Annotated in this window: 13 protein-coding genes and 3 tRNA genes; 3 read left to right on the top strand and 13 right to left on the bottom strand. The window is 73.3% G+C overall.

Annotation, left to right across the window (positions count from 1 at the left end; translation table 11 throughout):
- Positions 1-13: 13 nt before the first annotated feature.
- The 4 genes from ACFYPR_RS09305 to leuC all read right to left on the bottom strand — a co-directional run bounded on the left by ACFYPR_RS09305 (position 14) and on the right by leuC (position 4,971).
- The gene (locus tag ACFYPR_RS09305; protein ID WP_387259298.1) at positions 14-1,957 is read right to left on the bottom strand and encodes an endonuclease/exonuclease/phosphatase family protein; all 1,944 of its coding nucleotides are present in this window, start codon (positions 1,955-1,957) and stop codon (positions 14-16) included.
- Positions 1,958-2,100: 143 nt separating this feature from the next.
- A complete protein-coding gene (locus tag ACFYPR_RS09300; protein WP_354860105.1) occupies positions 2,101-2,751 on the bottom strand; it encodes an HU family DNA-binding protein in 651 nt (216 codons plus the stop codon).
- Positions 2,752-2,923: 172 nt separating this feature from the next.
- Positions 2,924-3,511: a 3-isopropylmalate dehydratase small subunit gene (gene leuD / locus ACFYPR_RS09295; protein ID WP_354860107.1), complete on the bottom strand. Its 588-nt coding sequence runs from the start codon at positions 3,509-3,511 to the stop codon at positions 2,924-2,926.
- 14 nt (positions 3,512-3,525) lie between these two features.
- On the bottom strand, positions 3,526-4,971 hold the full coding sequence (leuC, locus tag ACFYPR_RS09290) for a 3-isopropylmalate dehydratase large subunit (RefSeq protein WP_355066997.1): 1,446 nt from the start codon (positions 4,969-4,971) through the stop codon (positions 3,526-3,528).
- 49 nt (positions 4,972-5,020) lie between these two features.
- On the opposite strand from leuC, the gene ACFYPR_RS09285 reads away from it, so the two are divergent.
- Positions 5,021-5,707: an IclR family transcriptional regulator gene (locus ACFYPR_RS09285; protein WP_007456408.1), complete on the top strand. Its 687-nt coding sequence runs from the start codon at positions 5,021-5,023 to the stop codon at positions 5,705-5,707.
- A 172-nt stretch (positions 5,708-5,879) separates the two neighbouring features.
- Here the strand turns inward: ACFYPR_RS09285 and ACFYPR_RS09280 are convergent.
- The 4 genes from ACFYPR_RS09280 to ACFYPR_RS09265 all read right to left on the bottom strand — a co-directional run bounded on the left by ACFYPR_RS09280 (position 5,880) and on the right by ACFYPR_RS09265 (position 7,295).
- A tRNA-Glu gene (locus ACFYPR_RS09280) sits at positions 5,880-5,952 on the bottom strand.
- A 152-nt stretch (positions 5,953-6,104) separates the two neighbouring features.
- Positions 6,105-6,177 (bottom strand) — tRNA-Glu (locus ACFYPR_RS09275).
- Positions 6,178-6,311: 134 nt separating this feature from the next.
- Positions 6,312-6,383, bottom strand: a tRNA-Gln gene (locus ACFYPR_RS09270).
- Positions 6,384-6,491: 108 nt separating this feature from the next.
- Positions 6,492-7,295: a fumarylacetoacetate hydrolase family protein gene (locus ACFYPR_RS09265; protein ID WP_234591312.1), complete on the bottom strand. Its 804-nt coding sequence runs from the start codon at positions 7,293-7,295 to the stop codon at positions 6,492-6,494.
- 175 nt (positions 7,296-7,470) lie between these two features.
- Between ACFYPR_RS09265 and ACFYPR_RS09260 the strand changes: the two genes are divergently transcribed.
- Positions 7,471-8,955 (top strand): hypothetical protein, encoded by a 1,485-nt coding sequence (locus ACFYPR_RS09260; protein ID WP_387179132.1) that lies wholly within the window; start codon positions 7,471-7,473, stop codon positions 8,953-8,955.
- A 34-nt stretch (positions 8,956-8,989) separates the two neighbouring features.
- On the top strand, positions 8,990-9,856 hold the full coding sequence (locus tag ACFYPR_RS09255) for a 3-methyladenine DNA glycosylase (protein WP_387259295.1): 867 nt from the start codon (positions 8,990-8,992) through the stop codon (positions 9,854-9,856).
- Positions 9,857-9,912: 56 nt separating this feature from the next.
- Here the strand turns inward: ACFYPR_RS09255 and ACFYPR_RS09250 are convergent, their stop codons facing one another.
- The 5 genes from ACFYPR_RS09250 to ACFYPR_RS09230 form a co-directional block, all read right to left on the bottom strand.
- Positions 9,913-10,506: a TetR family transcriptional regulator gene (locus ACFYPR_RS09250; RefSeq protein ID WP_354863245.1), complete on the bottom strand. Its 594-nt coding sequence runs from the start codon at positions 10,504-10,506 to the stop codon at positions 9,913-9,915.
- A 73-nt stretch (positions 10,507-10,579) separates the two neighbouring features.
- On the bottom strand, positions 10,580-11,578 hold the full coding sequence (locus ACFYPR_RS09245) for an aldo/keto reductase (protein ID WP_387179125.1): 999 nt from the start codon (positions 11,576-11,578) through the stop codon (positions 10,580-10,582).
- A gap of 111 nt (positions 11,579-11,689) precedes the next feature.
- Positions 11,690-12,115 carry an alternative ribosome rescue aminoacyl-tRNA hydrolase ArfB gene (gene arfB, locus ACFYPR_RS09240; RefSeq protein ID WP_354858732.1) on the bottom strand — a complete coding sequence of 142 codons (426 nt, stop codon included), beginning with the start codon at positions 12,113-12,115 and terminating at the stop codon, positions 11,690-11,692.
- Between the two features lie 34 nt (positions 12,116-12,149).
- Entirely contained in the window at positions 12,150-12,446 is a 297-nt protein-coding gene (locus ACFYPR_RS09235) for a hypothetical protein (RefSeq protein ID WP_354858729.1), read from the bottom strand.
- A gap of 99 nt (positions 12,447-12,545) precedes the next feature.
- Complete coding sequence (locus ACFYPR_RS09230) at positions 12,546-13,403, bottom strand: trypsin-like peptidase domain-containing protein (RefSeq protein ID WP_355067000.1); 858 nt, start codon at positions 13,401-13,403, stop codon at positions 12,546-12,548.
- Positions 13,404-13,437 lie beyond the last annotated feature (34 nt).

The raw sequence follows: 13,437 nt of genomic DNA, 5'->3' as shown, positions 1-13,437 counted from the left end.
TCCCGGCGCGGGGTCAGCGGGACGGCAGGGTGAGGGTCACCGCCACCGGCAGGTGGTCGCTGGCCTCGCCGCGCGGCGCGACCGGATTCGTCGCCGTCAGGCCGGGCGAGACGAAGACGTGGTCGATCTGCTGGCGTGGATCGTCGGCCGGGCTCGTCGCCAGCGGACGGGCGACCGCCAACGCGTCGACCAGCCCGGCCGCGGTGAACTGCTCGAAAGCCTCGTCGCCCGGCTCGGTGTTCAGGTCGCCGGCCACCACGAGCGGCCGGCCGGCCGCGTACCCAGTGGCGAAGTCGGCCACCGCGCGAGCCTGCGCCACCGGGCCCGCGTCGGGTGGCGGTTGCAGGTGGGTGCTCACCACGGCGGCACGGACACCGTCGCCGAGGTCCAGGGTGACGGCGAGAGCCTGCGCTCCGGTGGGCGCCCCGAGAGACGGCAGCGGCCGGGACCGTGGGTCGGTGACCGGCCACCGGCTGAGCACCGCGTCACCCCAGACCGGGTCGGCGGCCGGCCCGAACACGTACGGCATGCCGAGCCGGTCGGACAGCAGGTCCAGCGTGTCGTGGCCGCCGTTGAGCAGCCAGCCCCGGTCCACCTCGCTGAGCAGCACCACGTCGGGCCGCTGCCGGTCGATCGCCGCGGTCAGCCCGGCCAGGTCGAACCGGCCGTCCAGCCCGAAGCCCATCCGGATGTTGTACGCCACCACGGTCAACCGCTCGGGCGGACCCTCCCGGTTGCTCGCCACCGCCACCTCGTCGGCGAGCAGCGGCGCGAGCAGAGCCAGCGCGGCGACCCCGCCGGCGGTCCGCAGCGGCGGAAGCGGGCCGGGACGCCGGTGGCCGGACGGACGGGCGGCCAGGGCCACGGCGGCGACCACCCCGGCCACCACCACCGGCACCATCGCGTTCGGGTAGCCCAGGTCGTAGGCGGAGTAGTAACCCACCGCCCCCAGCACGAAGAGCAGCATGCCGGCGGCGACGGCGTACCCCCGGCGGGCCGCCGTTCGGCGGCTGTCGTCCGTGCCCGTCGCGCCCTCATCGCCGACAGTGGCGTCGGCGGCGGCGTGGGCGGTGCCGTCGGCGTCGGCGCGACCCGGAGCGTCGGTGAGGGCGAGGCAGGCGCCGAGTCCGACGGCGGTGAGCAGGATGGCCGCGACGAGCAGGTCGCCACTGTCGAGGGCGAAGAGCACCACGCCCACCAGCAGGGCCGCCGGCCCGAGCGGTCGGCCCCACCCCCGGTTCGGGCCCGCCAGCGCGGCCAGCAGGAACCCGGCGACCGCCACCGGCACCGGTGCCAGGCCGAACAGCGGTGAGCGAGCGACGTCGCCACCCGCGACCAGGTACGACATCCCGGCCTGGGCCAGGGCCGGCGCGAGGGCCACCATGCCGGCCAGCAGCAGCACCGGCCCGGCCAGCAGCCACGATCGGGCGCCACCGGGGCCGGGCGGCGCGGTGGGCAGCGTCGTGCCGAGCAGGAACAGCACCACCGCGACGGCGCTGAGCAGCCAGGCCACCCAGCCGCCCCGCCAGACGAGGTCGTAGGTGTCCAGCAGCGCGTGGATGGCGGCGTTGACCGCCAGCCCCAGGGCCAGTCCCGGCACCGGACGGTCGGTGCCGCCGGCGACACCCACCAACCAGACCAGACCGGCGAGCAGACCGGCGGTGGCCAACCAGAGCTGCGGACGGCCGCCGGGGGCGCTGGTGAGCGCGAGCCGGGCCACGGCGAGCAGCACGGCGGCGACGACGGTGACCCGGCGGGCGCCCACCCGCCGGACCAGAGCCGGCGCGGCCATCGCCAGAACGAACCAGCCGAGCGCGAACGCGCCCATCAACTCGGCCGGGGTGGACGCGGCCTGCCCGAAGATGGTGATGATGCCGGGCAGCCAGACGCGCAGCACGTCGATGAGCAGAATGACGCCCAGCGCGAGCGATCCGGTGGTGAGCTGGCGGTAGCGCACCGGCGCCCCATTTCGTCGGCGGACCGGTCCGCAAAGGGGGGCCGGCACGGCGATTCTGCGCGTACGGCCCGGCCGGGTCAACGGTCCGGCACGCGCAAAGGGCGCCCACCGCGAGGGTGGACGCCCTTTGGGCGGACAGTCGGTCAGCGCTTGCTGGCCGCTTTCTTGGCCGGAGCCTTCTTCGCCGGCGCCTTCTTGGCCGCCGTGCTCTTGCTCGCCGCCGCGGTGGTCTTCTTCGCCGTGGCGGACTTGGTCGCCGCGGCGGTCTTCTTCGCCGGGGCGGTCTTCTTGCTGGCGGCCGTCTTGGTCGCCGTGGTGGTCTTGCTCGCCTTGGCCGGGGCGGTCTTCTTGCTGGCCGCCTTGGTGGCGGCGGCGGTGGTGGTCTTGCTCGCCTTGGCCGGGGCGGTCTTCTTACCGGCCGCCTTGGTGGCGGTGGCCTTGGTGCCCGCCGCCTTGGCGCCGGCGGTCTTGGCCGTGGCGGCGGCGGTCTTCTTCGCCGCCACCGTGGCCTTCGGCACCTTGCCGCTGGCCACCATCTCCTTGAACCCGGCGCCGGGGCGGAAGGTCGGGACGGACGTCTTCTTGACCTTCACCGCCTCGCCGGTACGCGGGTTGCGCGCTGTTCGTGCGCCACGCACACGCTTTTCGAATGCTCCGAATCCGGTGATCGCCACCTTCTCGCCCTTGGTGACCGCTGCCTGGACCTCAGTGAGGACCGCGTCGAGCGCGGCCGTCGCCGTCTTCCGGTCCCCCAGGCGAACGGCGAGCGCCTCGATGAGCTCGGCCTTGTTCACGACTTCCTCCCGATTGTGCAACTGACTCGACGCGAGCCATTCTGCGCGCACCGTATGCCCTGCGCTGCCTGGACACAAACATTCGGTGGAAAAAAGCCCTTGTGTCGTAACGGATTCGCCCCCACCGGTTGGACCGGTGGGGGCGAAATCCGATGTGCGGGTGGGCGTACGGCTATGCCACCGAGGGCAGGAACGGCAGTCGAGACGCCTCGTAGGAGGCGATGTCATCGGCGTGCCGGAGGGTGAGTCCAATGTCGTCCAGGCCCTCCAACAGCCGCCACCGGCTGAAGTCGTCCAGTGGGAACGACCAGGTCGCGTCCCCGGCCCGGAGCTGTCGGGCGGTCAGGTCGACGGTCACCGGAGTGGTCGGGTCGGCCTCGACGAGATCCCACAACTCCTCGACGGCTTTCAATTCCAACTCGACCGGCAGCAGGCCCTCCTTGAGTGCGTTGCCCCGGAAGATGTCACCGAAGCGCGGGGCCACCACGGCGCGGAAGCCCCAGTCCCGTAGCGCCCAGACGGCGTGCTCCCGGGAGGAGCCGGTGCCGAACTCGGGACCGGCGATGAGGATCGACGCACCGGAATAGGATTCATCGTTGAGTACGAATGCCGGGTCTTCCCGCCAGGCGTTGAACAGCCCGTCGGCGAAGCCGGTGCGGGTCACCCTCTTGAGGTACACGGCCGGGATGATCTGATCCGTGTCCACGTTGGACCGGCGCAGCGGCACGGCGGTGCCGGTGTGGGTGGTGAACTTGTCCATCTCCTCGGTCCCTTCTACAGATCGGCGGGGGCGGCCAGCCGCCCGACCACGGCGGTGGCGGCGGCGACCGGCGGGGAGACCAGGTGGGTACGACCGCCCCGGCCCTGCCGGCCCTCGAAGTTCCGGTTGGAGGTGGACGCGGAGCGCTCGCCGGGCTTGAGCGTGTCGGGGTTCATGCCCAGGCACATCGAGCAGCCGGCGAACCGCCACTCGGCGCCGGCGTCGGCGAAGACCTTGTCCAGCCCCTCGGCCTCGGCGGCCTCCCGAACGGCGGCGGAGCCGGGCACCACGAGCATCCGGACGGAGTCGGCGACCCGGTGGCCGCGCAGCACGTCGGCCGCGGCCCGCAGATCCTCCAGGCGGCCGTTCGTGCAGGAACCCACGAAGACCACGTCGATGGGCAGCTCCCGCAGCGGGGTGCCGGGGCGCAGATCCATGTACTCCAGCGCACGGCGGGCGGCAGCGCGCTCCGAGTCGGTGGTGAACTCCTCCGGGTCGGGCACCGGCGCGCTCAGCGGCGCGCCCTGCCCGGGGTTGGTGCCCCACGTGACGAACGGCGTGATCCGGCTGGCGTCCAGGGTGACCTCGGCGTCGAAGCGCGCACCCTCGTCGGTGGGCAGCGTCCGCCACCAGGCCAGCGCCGCGTCCCAGTCGGCGCCCTGCGGCGCGTTCGGCCGACCCTTGAGGTACGCGAAGGTCGTCTCGTCCGGCGCGATCATGCCGGCCTTGGCGCCCCACTCGATGGACATGTTGGCGATGGTCATCCGCCCCTCCATGGAGAGGGCCTGGATGGCGTCGCCGCGGTACTCGACGATGTGCCCGCGCCCACCACCGGTGCCGACCTGGGCGATCAGCGCGAGCACCAGGTCCTTGGCGGTGACGCCGGGGGCGAGCTGGCCGGTGACGTTGACGGCCATGGTCTTCGGCCTGCTCTGCGGCAGCGTCTGGGTGGCCAGCACGTGCTCCACCTCGCTGGTGCCGATGCCGAAGGCGAGCGCGCCGAACGCGCCGTGGGTGGCGGTGTGTGAGTCGCCACACACGATCGTCATGCCGGGCTGGGTCACCCCGAGCTGCGGGCCGATGACGTGCACGATGCCCTGGTTCTCGTCGCCGAGCGGGTGCAGCCGCACGCCGAACTCGGCGCAGTTGCGGCGCAGCGTCTCGATCTGCGTACGCGACGTCGGGTCCGCGATCGTGAGCAGGTCACCGCGGCGGAGCCGGAACGCCGGATCGGCGTACCCGGTCGGGGTGTTGTGGTCCTCGGTCGCGAGGGTCAGGTCGGTACGGCGCACCCGGCGCCCGGCGAGCCGCAGCCCGTCGAACGCCTGCGGGCTGGTCACCTCGTGCAGCAGGTGCAGGTCGATGAAGAGCAGGTCCGGCTCACCGGCGGCGGACCGTACGACGTGCGCGTCCCAGACCTTCTCGGCCAGGGTCCTCGGCTCAGGAGTGACTCCCACCATCTGGACATCCTAAATTCTGGGAGGTAAGTTTCGGCTTGTGGGACACAGTATGAGCGGTGTCGGCGTTCTCGACAAGGCGGTGGTCATCCTGGCCGCCTGTGTCGACGGCGCCAGCCTGGCCGAACTCGTTGAACGCACGAAGCTGCCCCGGGCCACCGCGCACCGGCTGGCACAGGCACTGGAGATCCATCGGATGCTGGTCCGGGACACCCAGGGGCGCTGGCGTCCCGGGCCCCGGCTGGGCGAGCTGGCCAACGCCGCTCCGGACGTCCTGCTGACCGCCGCCGAGCCGCTGCTGGCCGCGCTGCGCGACGCCACCGGCGAGAGCGCGCAGCTCTACCTGCGCCGCGCCGACGAGCGGATCTGCGTGGCGGCGGCGGAGCGCGCCAGCGGCCTGCGGGACACCGTTCCGGTCGGCTCGGTGCTGCCGATGACGGCCGGCTCGGCGGCCCAGATCCTGCTCGCCTGGGAGCCTCCGGAGGCGGTGATGCCGCTGCTGCCGCGCAGCAAGTTCACCGGCCGCACCCTGGCCGAGGTCCGCCGCCGCGGCTGGGCGCAGAGCGTGGCCGAACGGGAGGCCGGTGTGGCGAGCGTCTCCGCCCCGATCCGCGACCGCACCGGCCGCGTGATCGCCTCGGTCAGCATCTCCGGCCCGATCGAACGCCTGGGCCGCCGCCCCGGCGAACGCCACGCCATGGCAGTCGTCAGAGCCGGCCAACGCCTCTCCGGCCTCTAACCCCACCCCCGCCCCCTCCTTTGTTGATCATGAAGTTATTGCCCGGACACGCCGTGGCGGAGGGCAATAACTTCATGATCAACGGGGAGGTGGGAGGCCGGGCGAGGGCCGGGCGGGTGGGGGTGGGAACGGGAAAGGCTCACCTCGCGGAGCGAGGTGAGCCTTTGATCTGTAGCCCCGACCGGATTCGAACCGGCGCTACCGCCTTGAGAGGGCGGCGTCCTGGGCCGCTAGACGACGGGGCCAGAACTTCCTGTTCACCGCCCTCGCAGGCGGTGCCGCTGTAGTCTAGCGGCACCGTCCGTCGGGGCGAGCGTGGGGTCTGGGCACCGTGGACGGCCGTGCGTAGCAACGAAACAACCCGCCTCACCAAGGTGAGACGGGTTGTGCACAGATGTAGCCCCGACCGGATTCGAACCGGCGCTACCGCCTTGAGAGGGCGGCGTCCTGGGCCACTAGACGACGGGGCCAGAACCACTTTCGCTCCCCCACCCTCGCGGGCGGAGGAGCTGCACTCTACCAGAGACCACTCTCCGCCCCCGGAGGGGCGGAGTCGAACTCCGTCAGAATCCAGCGTCCGGGATTCTCGCGAATCCCAGCTGCGCTGGGGTACCAGGACTCGAACCTAGACTAACTGAACCAGAATCAGTCGGGCTGCCAATTACCCCATACCCCATTGGCCCCTTGCGGCGCCGGGAGTGAACATTACCCTCCCGGTGCCGACAGGCCAAATCCGATCCCCCCGAACCGCCCGTGAGCTGCGGAAACAGGGGCATCGGACGGATCAGGCGACGGGGACCACCGGGTTGCTGAGCTCGCCGATGCCCTCGATCCGCACGGTGACCGTATCCCCCTCGACGAGAGGGCTAACCCCCGCCGGAGTGCCGGTGAGCACCACGTCGCCGGGCAGCAGGGTCATCACGTGCGAGATGTACGACACCAGGCCGGCCACGTCGAAGACCATGTCCTTCGTGCGGCCGAGCTGGCGTACCTCCATCTCGTCGGGGTTGCGACCCACCTCACAGCGGATCTCCAGGTCGGAGACGTCCAGCCCGGTGGTGATCCACGGACCGATCGGGCAGAACGAGTCGAAGCCCTTGGCGCGGGTCCACTGCCCGTCCGAGCGCTGCAGGTCCCGGGCGGTCACGTCGTTGGCGCAGGTGTAGCCGAAGATGGCACGTTCGGCGGCGGCCCGGTCGGCCCGGCGGGCGCCCGGCGCGCCGATCACGACCGCCAACTCCGCCTCGTGCTCGACCTGCTTGGAGAAGATCGGCAACCGGATGGCGTCCCGGGGACCGATCACCGAGGTGGACGGCTTGAGGAAGAGCAACGGCTCCTTGGGCACCTCGTTGCCGAGCTCGGCGGCGTGGTCGGCGTAGTTGCGGCCCACGCAGACCACCTTGCTGGGCAGGATCGGCGAGAGCAGCCGGACGTCGGAAAGGGCCCAGCGGGCCCCACTGAAGGAGAGCTGGCCGAACGGGTGACCCTCGATCTCGGCGATGGTCAGGCCCTGCGGCCCGGCCTCCGGCTCGCCCTCGACGGCTCCGAACGACATTCCCTTGGCATGAGCGAAACGAGCGATACGCACCCGGCCAATCTAGCCCCGCCGACCCGTTCACCGGCCACAACGGGCCGTCGGGTGTGCGCAACCCGTCAGCGTCGCGGCACCTTAGCGCAGGTCTGGGCGGCCGGGGCGGGTTTCTCGACTTCGTACCCGCACGGAGGGCGCGCACCCCTAGCGTCGGCTCCGGAGGTTCGTTCGTATGCCTGCATCGACACGACACCACAGAGCCCTCGCGGTGTTCGTACACTGCCTCGGCATCCTCGCCGCCGTGCCGGCCCTGCCCGCGGCGGCCCCGGAGGCGGCGGTCGCGCAACGACCAGCGGCCGCCACGCCACAACCAGCCGCGCCCGTGCCACGACCAGCCGCGCCGACGCCACGTCCGACGGCACCAGCGCCCGGAGCGACGGCGGTCACGCCGCCCGCGTCCGTCAGCCCGGCGCCGTCGGCGGTGGCGGTGGCCGCGCGGGTGCCCGTGGCGGCGAGCGCGGAGCCCACCCCGCCCTCGGCGCCACCGGCGGTGGCACCGCCGTCGCGGGTGCCGGTGTCCGCGCCCCCGCCTCCGGTCACGGTGGCGGTCGCGTCGGAGAGCAGCCCGGCGCCCCGGTACCGGATCCACGTCCGGAATGTGGGCAACTCGCCGCTCGACACGACGGTGCGCCAGGAGCTGCCGTCCGGGTCGTCGCCCACCGCGATCAGCGGGGGCGGGCGGTCCAGCCGCTCCGGCGGGTCCACGGCCGAGGTGACCTGGCGGTTGCGGCTGCCCGCGCACAGCACCACCACGCTGGGCACCGCGCTGACCGCGGTCGCGCCGGGCCAGCCGCTGGCGGCGCCGGCCTGCGCGTTCACCAGTGACGGCAGCCGGCCGTACGACTGCGCCACCGCCACCTGGCAGGGGGCCGCAGGTCCGGCGGCCGAGGTCACCGCGGCCCCGCCCTGGCGGCGGTATCCGGTGCTGCTCGCCGGGTTGGGCGTTCTGCTGCTGCTCAGCGCCCTCGTGGCGTGGGTGTGGCGTCGACGGCGCGGACGGCGCGGGCGGCGGGTGACCGCCGCCGCCCTGGCCACCAACGCGACGCCGGACGATGGACGCGGGACGATCTACCCACGTCCGGCGACTCCCGGCCCGCGCCGACGGCGGCGTACGCCGCCGGTCTGGCTGCTGGTCGGCGCGGCGGTGGTGGTGCTGGCGGGCGTGATCGGCACGGCCGGCTGGACGGCGACCCGGCAGGTGTCGTCGATCGACACCCAGAAGCAGCCGACCAGCGGGGCGTGGATGGGCACCGGGGTCTCCGGGCCGGTGGGCGTGCCGTTGCAGGAGTCCGCGTTCGAGTTCACCGTCTACCGGATGACCTGTGGGGCGGCGGACGCGACCAGCGGGACCGGCGCGGCACCCGCCGGGGGTCGGCGCTGCCAGGCCACCGTGGGTGTGCGCAACGTCACCGGCACCCCGCAGCCCTGGCACGGCCAGCTGCAACGCGCCTACCTGCCGGGTGGCCGCTGGGTGAGCACGGACGAGCCGGCCACCCGGGCGGCCAACCTGGGTCGGGACGTCTTCGCCAACCCGGTGGCCGCGGGCAGTCGGGTGGTGCTCCCGCTGGTGTTCACCGTCGACGGGCGGGACCCGCCCCAGCAGCTGGAGCTGCGCAGCGGCGTGTTCTCCGCCGGCGTCCGGGTGCACATGCCCTGACCGGCGATGGGGCGGCGGTCGTACCCTGGGGTCCGTGACCGCCGCCCTCGCCCCCGCCGTGCTCGACGTGGCGGCCTGGCGTGAGCGCCGCCGGGCCCACGAGGAGCGGGTGGACGGGTGGCTGACGCCGCACCTGGCCCGCCGACGTCGGGGTGAGCGGCACCCGGTGGCCGACTTCCTGTTCACCTACTACTCGCACCGGCCGGCGCAGCTGCGCCGCTGGCACCCGGGCGCGGGGGTCGAGCTGCGCGACGCGGACCCGGCCGAGTTCGGCCGGGACTACCGCGCCACCGCCGCCGGGGTCACCCTCGACACCGAGGCGGTACGCGGGCGACGCGGCGAGTCGATCGCGTGGATCCGCTCGCTGTTGGCGGCCACGGCCGGACGACCGGCGCACTTCGGCTGCTTCGGAATGCACGAGTGGGCGATGGTGTACCGGCAGACCCGCGAGGAACTGCGGCACAACGCCTGGCCGTTGCGGCTGGATCCGGAGCGCACCGCCGCGGTCGTCGAGGAGCGCGGGGTGCGGTGCAGCCACTTCGACGCGTTCCGGTTCTTCACCCCGCCGGCCCGGCCGTTGAACCTGCTCACCCCGACCCGGGAGACGCAGCACGCGCACGAGCAGCCGGGCTGTCTGCACGCCAACATGGACCTCTACAAGTGGGCGTACAAGTTGTCGCCGCTGGTGCCCTCCGAGCTGGTCGCGGACTGTTTCGAGCTGGCCCGGGAGATCCGCACGTTGGACATGCGGGCCAGCCCGTACGACCTGGCGGCCCTCGGTCACCCTCCGGTACGGGTGGAGACCCCGGAGGGCCGGGCGGAGTACGCCGCGGCTCAGCGCGGGTTCGCCGACCGTGCGGCGGTGCTCCGCGACCGGCTGCTGGCCGCCGTTCCCGGCTGACCGTCGACGGCCCTGCGCGCCCGGGCGGCTGGCCCGTGCCGTCGCCCGGCCCGGCGTCAGCGCGAGCGGGCTCGCAGGCCGTCGAGGAGCAGCGCGACCACCGCGGCCAAATCGTCGTCGAGGCCGGGCTCGTTCCACTCCGTCCGGTGCGACGGGTGGTGGAACCGCGCGGTGGCCTGCAGCAGCGCACGGCCGGCCACCGCCGGGTCGGGCACGGTGAACTCGCCGGCGGCCACTCCGTCCGCGACGATCAGGCTGAGCTGACCGGCGAGAACCTCCAGGTGGTTGGCGACCGCCCCCTCGGAGAGCGTGGCGAGCTGGTGGAAATTGTCGAACAGCTCCGGGTCCTCGCGGGCCATCCGCCGCTTGGTGCCGCTCAGCTCGGCCAGCCACCGGCGCAACCGCTGGGGGGCCGGGTCGGTGCCGGTGGCGACGTCGATCAGCGGGGTGGAGACCCGGGCCAGCCAGCGTTCGGCGACCGCCTCGCGCAGCGCGGCCTTGCTGGCGAAGTGCCGGTAGACGCTGCCGTGGCTGACGCCCAGCGCGCGCGCGACGTCCAGCACGGTGGCCTTCGCCGGGCCGTACCGGCGCAGCACCTCCTCGGCGGTGTCGAGGATGCGGTCGGCGGTCAGGGCGGTGGTGTCGCTCATCGTCCCAGCCTCCCTGACCGCGCCGCCGGTCGTGGCGCGACCCCCGGCCGGCGGTCGCGCCACGACCGGGTCGTCATGACCGCTCGCTGTCCAGGAACGCCATCTGCGCCTCGTCGTACCGGCTGCCGGCCACCGCGTCGGCGGGGACGGCGGCCTCGATGGCGGCCAGGTCCGTCTCGGTCAGCGTGACCGCGGCGGCGCCGAGGGCCTCGGTGAGCCGGTCCCGGCGGCGGGCGCCGATCAGGGGTACGACGGTCTCGCCCCGGGCGAGCACCCAGGCGATGGCGATCTGCGCCACGGTGACGCCCCGCGCCTCGGCGATGCCGCGCAGCGCGTCCACGAGGGCGAGGTTGCGGTCCAGGTTCGCGCCGGCGAAGCGCGGCAGGTGGCTGCGGAAGTCGGTGCCGGCGGTCTCCCGCCCCGCCGTCCAGTGGCCGCTGATCAGCCCTCGGGAGAGCACCCCGTACGCGGTGATCCCGACGCCCAGCTCACGCGCCGTCGGCAGGATCTCGGCCTCGGGGGCGCGGGAGATCAGCGAGTACTCGATCTGGAGGTCGCTGATGGGGTGCACGGCGTGCGCCCGGCGCAGCGTCTCGGCGCTCACCTCGGACAGGCCGATGTGCCGGACGTGACCCGCCTTGACCAGCTCGGCCAGGGTGCCCACGACCTCCTCCACCGGCACGTCCGGGGCGAGCCGGGCGGGGCGGTAGATGTCGACGTGGTCGGTGCCGAGCCGGCGCAGCGTGTACGCCAGGAAGTTCTTGATCGCGACGGGTCGGACGTCGTTGCCGTTCCAACCGCCGTCGACGTCGCGCAGCGCGCCGAACTTCACGCTGATCACCGCGTTGTCCCGGTTGCGGCCGCGCAGCGCCTCCCGCAGCAGCATCTCGTTGTGGCCCATCCCGTAGAAGTCGCCCGTGTCGAGCAGGGTGATGCCGGCGTCCAGTGCGGCGTGGATGGTGGCGATGCTCTCGGCCTCGTCGGCGGGGCCGTAGAGGTCCGACATGCCCATCAGGCCGAGCCCGAGCGCGGAGACGGTGGGGCCGGAGGTGCCGAGGGTGCGGGTGTCCATGAGGTCTTCCTCTCCTGGGTGACCTGCCGACCATACACACTTCGGCTGACAGATTCCAGATTCTGTCACTCGCCAGTCAGAGGGGTCACTCACACGGCTCGGTGACGATGACTACTCGCCGTCGACGCGGCGGTCGCGCTTGCGCTGCGACTGGCGCTTCTTCTCGGCCAGCCGACGTTCCTTGGCGCCCCGGGACGGCCTGGTCGCCCGACGCGGCGGCGGGGGCGGGGCGGCGGCCTCGCGCAACAGCGCAAGCATCCGCTCGCGGGCCGCCTCCCGGTTCGCAAGCTGCGCCCGGTGCTCGCTGGCCGCGATCGTCAGCACACCGTCCACCAGTCGGTTGGCGAGCCGTGCCAGCGCCCGCGCCCGCAGCGACTCGGGCACGGCCGGAGAGTTGGCCAGGTCGTAGCTCAGCTCGACCCGGGAGTCGGCGGTGTTCACGCCCTGCCCGCCGGGGCCGGACGAGCGGGAGAAGCGCTCCCGCAGCTCCCCGGCGGGGACGACCCACCGATCGGTCACCCGCAGTCCGTCGTCCACGCCCCGAGGCTAGCCCGCTGCGGCCCGCCCCGGGTCACCGGCGCGGAGGCTCACTCTGCGTGGTGGACGGGCTCGGCGCCGGACCGGCGGTCTCGTCGTCCGAACCGACCGCGGCGTACGCCACGGCGCCGAACAGCAGCAACCCGATCACCGCGGCCTTCAGCGCGACCCCGCGGATCAGCACCCACGCGCCGCGGCGAGCGCCGGGCACCGATTTCTTCGCGGTCTGGTAATCGGTCCACCCGCGTCGCGCCCGGGCGTACGCCGACCCCACCGCACATCCGATGACCAGGCCCACCAGCAGGAGGACTGTGAGAAGAGGACGCTCCACCTCCGCCAGTATCCATATCGAGCGTCATATTTCCATGGCCCGATGACGTGTGGCCGGATATCCGACAATGGAGGCGACCCGACGGGCCGTCCGGGCAGCTCAGCCGCCCTTGCCGATGATCGTGTCGGCGGTCTGCTGCACCTGATCGATCGGGATGGCGAAGCCGATGCCGATCGACCCGTTGCCGTCGATGGTGGCGATCGCGGTGTTCACCCCGACCACCTCGCCTCGGGCGTTGACCAGCGGCCCGCCCGAGTTGCCGGGGTTGATCGACGCGTCGGTCTGCACCGCGCGGTGCCGGTTGTTGCCCAACCGCACCTGGCGGTCCAGCGCGCTGACGATGCCCGCGGTGACCGTCCCGGACAGCCCCAGCGGTGAGCCCACCGCCAGTACCGGCTCACCGACCCGGGTGGCGCCCGGCTTGGCCAGCGGCAACGGGGCGAGGCCTGCCGACGGTGGCACCTTCAGCACCGCCAGGTCGCTGCGCGGCTCCCTGCCGATCACCTCGGCCTCGTACCGGCGGCCGTCGGGCAGCTCCACCGTGACCGGCCCACCACCGGCCTTGGCCAGGATGTGGTCGTTGGTGACCAGGTGCTGCTGGTCGTCGATGGCGAACCCGGAGCCGGTCGCGGAAGCGCCGTTCGCGCCGCCGGCGAGCACCGACACCACACCGGGCACGGTCCGCTCGGCGGCGGTGACCAACTCCGCCGGCACCGGTGCGGCGGACGCCGCGGACGGCCCCGCGCCGTCCCGGCTGGCCACCACGCCGCCGGCCAGGGCGCCCGAGACGGCCGACACCGCCACGATCGCCAACGCGGCGAGCAGCCGGCCGGGGCGTCGCCCGCCGGGGTCCCGCCCCGAGCCGGGCGCGTCCCACCACCCGCGCCCGTCCGGGTCGAGCTCCGGCGAGATGAACCAGGGACCGCGCGGTTCGCCCAGTCCGGTCTGCACTGCCATGCGTACTCCTCACGGTCGACGTCGGCGCGGTGGA

The organism is Micromonospora sp. NPDC005254 (genome assembly GCF_042872525.1).
GTDB lineage: Bacteria > Actinomycetota > Actinomycetes > Mycobacteriales > Micromonosporaceae > Micromonospora.
The sequence above is the reverse complement of the archived record's forward strand: the minus strand, read 5'-3'. Positions and strand labels throughout refer to the sequence as shown.

What these genes read in the sequence shown, in the direction of transcription:
- ACFYPR_RS09285 (WP_007456408.1), top strand. Translation starts at nt 5,021, where the DNA reads ATGAGCGGTGTCGGCGTTCTCGACAAGGCGGTGGTCATCCTGGCCGCC.
- leuC (WP_355066997.1), bottom strand. Translation starts at nt 4,971, where the DNA reads ATGGTGGGAGTCACTCCTGAGCCGAGGACCCTGGCCGAGAAGGTCTGG.
- leuD (WP_354860107.1), bottom strand. Translation starts at nt 3,511, where the DNA reads ATGGACAAGTTCACCACCCACACCGGCACCGCCGTGCCGCTGCGCCGG.
- ACFYPR_RS09245 (WP_387179125.1), bottom strand. Translation starts at nt 11,578, where the DNA reads ATGGACACCCGCACCCTCGGCACCTCCGGCCCCACCGTCTCCGCGCTC.
- ACFYPR_RS09250 (WP_354863245.1), bottom strand. Translation starts at nt 10,506, where the DNA reads ATGAGCGACACCACCGCCCTGACCGCCGACCGCATCCTCGACACCGCC.
- ACFYPR_RS09230 (WP_355067000.1), bottom strand. Translation starts at nt 13,403, where the DNA reads ATGGCAGTGCAGACCGGACTGGGCGAACCGCGCGGTCCCTGGTTCATC.
- ACFYPR_RS09260 (WP_387179132.1), top strand. Translation starts at nt 7,471, where the DNA reads ATGCCTGCATCGACACGACACCACAGAGCCCTCGCGGTGTTCGTACAC.